The organism is Streptomyces sp. NPDC001153 (assembly GCF_053598315.1).
The window spans coordinates 1-4,970 of the sequence record NZ_JBSFJZ010000113.1; the positions used below are offsets into that span (position 1 = coordinate 1).

The 4,970-nt window shown below is 67.5% G+C and carries 4 protein-coding genes and 1 pseudogene; 4 read left to right on the top strand and 1 reads right to left on the bottom strand.

Translation table 11 applies throughout. The annotated features are described in order from the left end of the window. The 4 genes and pseudogenes from ACWDEN_RS47815 to ACWDEN_RS47830 all read left to right on the top strand — a co-directional run. Positions 1-630, top strand: a pseudogene (locus ACWDEN_RS47815) (hypothetical protein); the annotation flags it as partial. Between the two features lie 121 nt (positions 631-751). Then, entirely contained in the window at positions 752-1,144 is a 393-nt protein-coding gene (locus tag ACWDEN_RS47820; RefSeq protein ID WP_450864409.1) for a hypothetical protein, read from the top strand. 240 nt (positions 1,145-1,384) lie between these two features. Beyond that, positions 1,385-3,091 carry an IS1182 family transposase gene (locus ACWDEN_RS47825; RefSeq protein ID WP_450864411.1) on the top strand — a complete coding sequence of 569 codons (1,707 nt, stop codon included), beginning with the start codon at positions 1,385-1,387 and terminating at the stop codon, positions 3,089-3,091. Positions 3,092-3,218: 127 nt separating this feature from the next. Then, complete coding sequence (locus ACWDEN_RS47830) at positions 3,219-3,650, top strand: ASCH domain-containing protein (protein WP_450864413.1); 432 nt, start codon at positions 3,219-3,221, stop codon at positions 3,648-3,650. 72 nt (positions 3,651-3,722) lie between these two features. Here the strand turns inward: ACWDEN_RS47830 and ACWDEN_RS47835 are convergent. Then, positions 3,723-4,597, bottom strand: a protein-coding gene (locus ACWDEN_RS47835) for an IS5 family transposase (RefSeq protein WP_450864415.1) whose coding sequence is annotated in 2 segments (ribosomal slippage) — positions 3,723-4,250 and positions 4,253-4,597 — 873 coding nt in all. Because the reading frame shifts where the segments join, the coding sequence is not laid out codon by codon here. Positions 4,598-4,970: the final 373 nt, after the last annotated feature.

Genomic DNA, 4,970 nt, shown 5'->3' on the forward strand with positions numbered 1-4,970 from the left:
AAAGCTGAACGCAGGACGTACCAGCAACAGGGCCGCAAAATGCCCGATGATCTCCCTGCCAAGAGCGCCTATCGCGACGCGGTGAGCAAGGTCAAGACGCTGGAGGACGACATCCTGGCCGCCGACCACGGCGGAGACAAGCTGCCGTACGACCGCGCGCTGAACATCAAGATGGTCGACGCAGCGCATGCGTTGCGTCTCGGGGAGGGCGTCGAGAAACTCCCGGATTTCCTCAAGGAGGTGCCTGTCCTGGACGTCGCCGCGGCGGGGGCCTGCGGTCTGCTGGAGGCGAAGGACGACCACGAAAAGGGCTGGTCCTGGCAACAGTCCGTCATCACCGACGGCGGCGCCGCGCTCGGGGGCCTGGCCATCGGTGCGGGCATCACGGCGGCACTGCCTGTCGAAGGCGCGGCCGCTGTCTGCGTCGTGGGCACCGGGTTGGTCATCGGCGTGAGCGGCATCCTCGACCACTCGTTCCATGAACACTGGAGCGAGGACTTCCATGACCATGGTGTGGTTGGCGGTCTACTACACGGCTCCGGCAACGTCCTCTCGGAGACGGGGGACGATTTCGTACGACTCAAGGACGACGTCTGGCATGGCCTCAAGAGCTTCACGAGCATCCTCTGACACTGCTGCTTCCCGAAACCCGGTTCAGGTCCCGTCCCTGCCGGGACTTGGCACCTCCTGGTACAAGCGCGGAGCGCGCTACTGGCTGCGCCGGGTTTTCACGGGACTTCTCTGGCTCGCTGTGCTGGCCTTTGTCGGCTACATCGTGGTCCGGCTCTACCAGTCGTTCAGACTCGACCTGCCGTCCAGTGTGCGCCTGCTGTGGGACTGCGCGCAGGTGGCCCTGGCCTGCGTGGCCCTGGCCTGGGGATGGGTGGCAGCACGCCGACGGCACGAGAACGCGCTCCTGAACCCGCCCACGCCGACCGAGACCCGTGCAGCACAACGTGCCCGGGCCGGCCGCAATGTGGGGCTGGCCTTGGCCGGACGCGTGCTCTGGCTGGTCGTGATGCCCGTCATGCCCGCGGTGTTCGCGTACGCCGTCGGCGAGTTCCTCGTCGCCCTGACCGTTCGCGAATCCGCCGCCGAAGCAGGCGCTCGCCGCTGGCTGGAGAAGCACCCGCCCGGAACATGACGACGAGCACAAAACGTGACCAAGCGTTGCGCCTTACGGATGTGTGCACCAACTCCGGATACTTCGGACCCCGTGCACTGATAAGCTGTCCGTTTTCAGCTATCTCAATACAGTTGTTGCCGATTGCCTCGGAGAACTAGCTTGACTCTGTCGGGGATCTTGGAGTTTCCCGGTGCGGCAGCATGGTCGACGGGGATGATCGGGGAGTTCCGCCGACCGTTGCAGCTGTCGAGGTGCCCGTTGTCCCTGCACCCCCGTTCCGGTGAGCACGTTCCGCCTCTGACCGCGCGGGTCGCGCGGGCGAGCAACCCGGGCGGCACGACGGCGATATGGGTGCGGGACCGGCTGGACGGGCTGTGGCGCGACGAGGACTTCGCGGACTGGTACCCCAGGGACGGGCGTCCGGGGCTCTCGCCCGCTCAGCTGGCCACCGTCTGTGTGCTGCAGTTCCTGCTCGGGCTGTCGGACAGGCAGGCCGCCGAGGCGGTCCGCTGCCGCATCGACTTCAAGTACGCGATGGCCATGGAGCTGGACGATCCCGGCTTCCACCACAGTGTGCTGGGCGACTTCCGCGATCGTCTCGCCGAGAACGGCCGTGCCGACCGCCTCCTCGACCTCGCACTGGCCCGCCTGAAGGAGGCCGGACTGGTGCGCGAGCGCACCACGCAGCGCACCGACTCCACGCACGTCCTGGCCGCGGTGCGTGACCTGACCCGCCTGGAGCTGGTCACCGAGGCGGTTCGCGCCGCACTCGAAGAGGTCGCAGGTATCTCTCCTCATCTGCTGGACGAGCTGGTCGACGAGGGCTGGGGGCTGCGCTACGGCCGGCCGGTCCGCCTGGGGAAGAACCCCACCAAGCCCATGACCAGGATTCTTGCCACCGGAAACGACGCCGTCCGGCTTCTGGAACACCTCTACCGCTACGGAGCGGACCGCATGTCCGGTCCTCGCATCCAGGCTCTGCGGCAGATCATGGTGCAGAACTATCACCGTGATGCCGCGGGACACCTGCGCTGGCGCACCGCCGAGAAGGAAGGCGGGGTGGGTCTGCCGCCGTCGTCGAGGGCGATCGTCTCGCCCTACGACACCTCGGCTCGCTACGCGAGGCACGGACACATCATCAGCTGGAAGGGGTTCGCCGCTCATCTGACCGAGACCTGTGCTGCCGACGGCCCCAACGTGATCACGGATGTCGCCACCACCGCGGCCACCACCCACGACAGCCAGGTCCTGCCCGGCATCCACACCCGCCTCGCCCGACGCGGCCTGCTGCCCGCCGAGCACCTGGTCGACGCCGGCTACACCTCTCTGCCCCACCTGGAACAAGCCGCCCGTGAACACCAGGTCACCGTCTCCGGTCCGCTGAAGAGCAACCCCACCCGCCAGCACCGCCGAGGCGAGGGCTTCGCCCGGGACGACTTCCACATCGACTACGACAAGCAGCAGGTCACCTGCCCCCAGGGACAGGTCAGCGCGAGCTGGCACGGCCCCTACCCGGCCTCCTCGCCCACCGCCGCCCCGCTGATCGTCGCACGGTTCACCAAAAGCCAGTGCCGCCCGTGCCCGGCCCGCACCCAGTGCACCAGCACCGCCGACAACGCCCGCACCGTGGGCTTCCCCCCACGAGAGCTCCGTGACCTGCAACTCCGCGTCCGCGCCGAGCAGCAGACGCCCGAGTGGAAGACGCGTTACGCGGTCCGCTCCGGAGTGGAGAGCACGGTCAACGAGTTCGCCCACGGGCACGGTATGCGGCGCTGCCGCTATCGAGGACAGGGAAAGGTCCATGTCCAGCACGTGTTGACGGCCATCGCCGTCAACATCGAGCGCCTCGGCGGACTGTCACCGGCTGAGGAAGCCCCCACACCCCGCCAGCCGACTGCCTTCCAGAACTACCTCGACCAGCGCGAGATCCCTCGCCTGAAGTCCTGGCGAACCCTGGGCAGTTGACTCCGCCGACACCAAGATCCCCGACAGAGTCAAGCTAGGGCGTGTTGTGAAAGTGCTTGCTGTGGGTTCGGGGGCGAGCGGAGCGGTGGCCCTTGATCAACGCGGCCGGGCTCCATAACCTCGCTCGATGGGACATGACGACCTTCCGACTCTTGAACTCGCCTTCCCGGGTCAGGAACGTGACCGTGGTGTGGCGGCGATCCTGAGCGGTCAGAAGACCGCGCTCACGGGTCTCCTGGAGATCTACGAACACGCCGGCGAGGCAGTACCGGTGACCGGACAGCGATTCTGGGTGCTTGATTCCGAAGGTCGTCCGGCCGTCACGATCGAGCTCGTCGACGTGCGCGTCGTTCCCATGAAGGAGATCGACGACGACTTCGCGCGAGCAGAGGGACGCGGCTACTCCGACGTGGCGGAGTGGCGGGCAGCGCACGAAGAGTTCTTCCGGAGCGATGGCGTGAGCGAGTATCTGGGACGCACCCCGGTCATTGATGACGACACTCTTGTAGTCGCAGAACGCTTCCGAGTGGTCGAGCCCGACGACTCGGGTGGTCGGTGACCCGCGTCCGACTCGATGGGAGTCCGGGAGGATCAACCGGACAGGCCCTGTGGGCGCTGGGACGGCTGCTGGTCATAGCCACTCGTTGATGGCTGCGACCAGTACGGTTGCCTCGTAACGGACGGCGAGCTTGTCATATCGCGTGGCGACGGCTCGGTGGCGCTTCAGCCGATTGATCCCGCATTCCGCCGCATGGCGCTCCTTGTAGTCGGCCGTGTCGAACTTGGGCGGTCGGCCGCCTCGGGAGCCGAGCTTCTTGCGATTGCGGACCTGGTCGGCCTTCTCCGGAATGGTGCACGCGACACCTCGTCTGCGCAGGTAGGCGCGGTTCGCGCGAGAGCCGTAGGCCTTATCGGCACGGACCTTGTCCGGCTTGGTGCGGGGCCGGCCCGGGCCAATGCGGGGCACCCGGATGCCCTCCAGCACGGGCTGGAACTGCGGGCTGTCGTGCCTCTGTCCGGCGGTCACGAGCAGGAACAGAGGCTTCTGCCCCTGCTCGACCGCAAGGTGCAGCTTGGTGGTCAGTCCGCCGCGCGAGCGTCCGAGGCCGTGGTCGTCAGGCTCGGCGTCGACGCCACCAGGAGGCTCCTTCTGCAGATCCCCCTTTTGCGAGCCCCGGCGGCGTGCTGGTGCGCGCGGGCGATCGTGGAGTCCACGCTGACATCCCACGTGATCAGGCCCTTCGCATCGGCCTCGGCCTGCAGTTGCTCGAAGATCCGCTTCCACGTGCCGTCGCGTTGCCACCGCCGGAAGAGGTCGTAGGCCCGATCCCACGGCCCGTACCGCTCGGGGAGATCCCGCCACGGCGCACCAGTCCTGGTCGGCCACCGTATGCCGTCGATCAGCTGCCGACGGGTCCACGTCGGCGGCCGTCCTGGCTTCTTACCCGTCGGCAACAGCGGTTCAAGTCGGACCCACTGGCCATGCGTCAGATCGCCACGCCCCACGGCAAGTGATCATTTCACGACCTTGATCCACTTTCGCAACAGACCCTGGTGCTGTTCTGCAGCCCGGTTCGGCCCGGCAGCTGTGCCGAGATCACCCAGCTCTGACAGCTCGGACCGGCCACGCCCCTGGCCGGCGCTCCGTTCGTGGGGGTCCTCGCGGATGCCGGCCATCAGGGCATGGGGGCGCAGCCCGACGGACGACGGGTGGTGGCACCGCCACGTCGCAAGTTCGGGAAGCACGCTCCCGCTTGGTCCGCGCCCGACCACGCAAGAGGTCGGGGTCTGCTGCAGTTTCGGGTGACAGGTTGGGTCACGCGGCTCGGAGGGCCGGTGTGGTCATGACGGTCTCGTATTCGACGGGGGTCAGGCGGCC

Coding starts and splice junctions, on each gene's coding strand:
- ACWDEN_RS47830 (WP_450864413.1), top strand. CDS start 3,219: ATGGGACATGACGACCTTCCGACTCTTGAACTCGCCTTCCCGGGTCAG.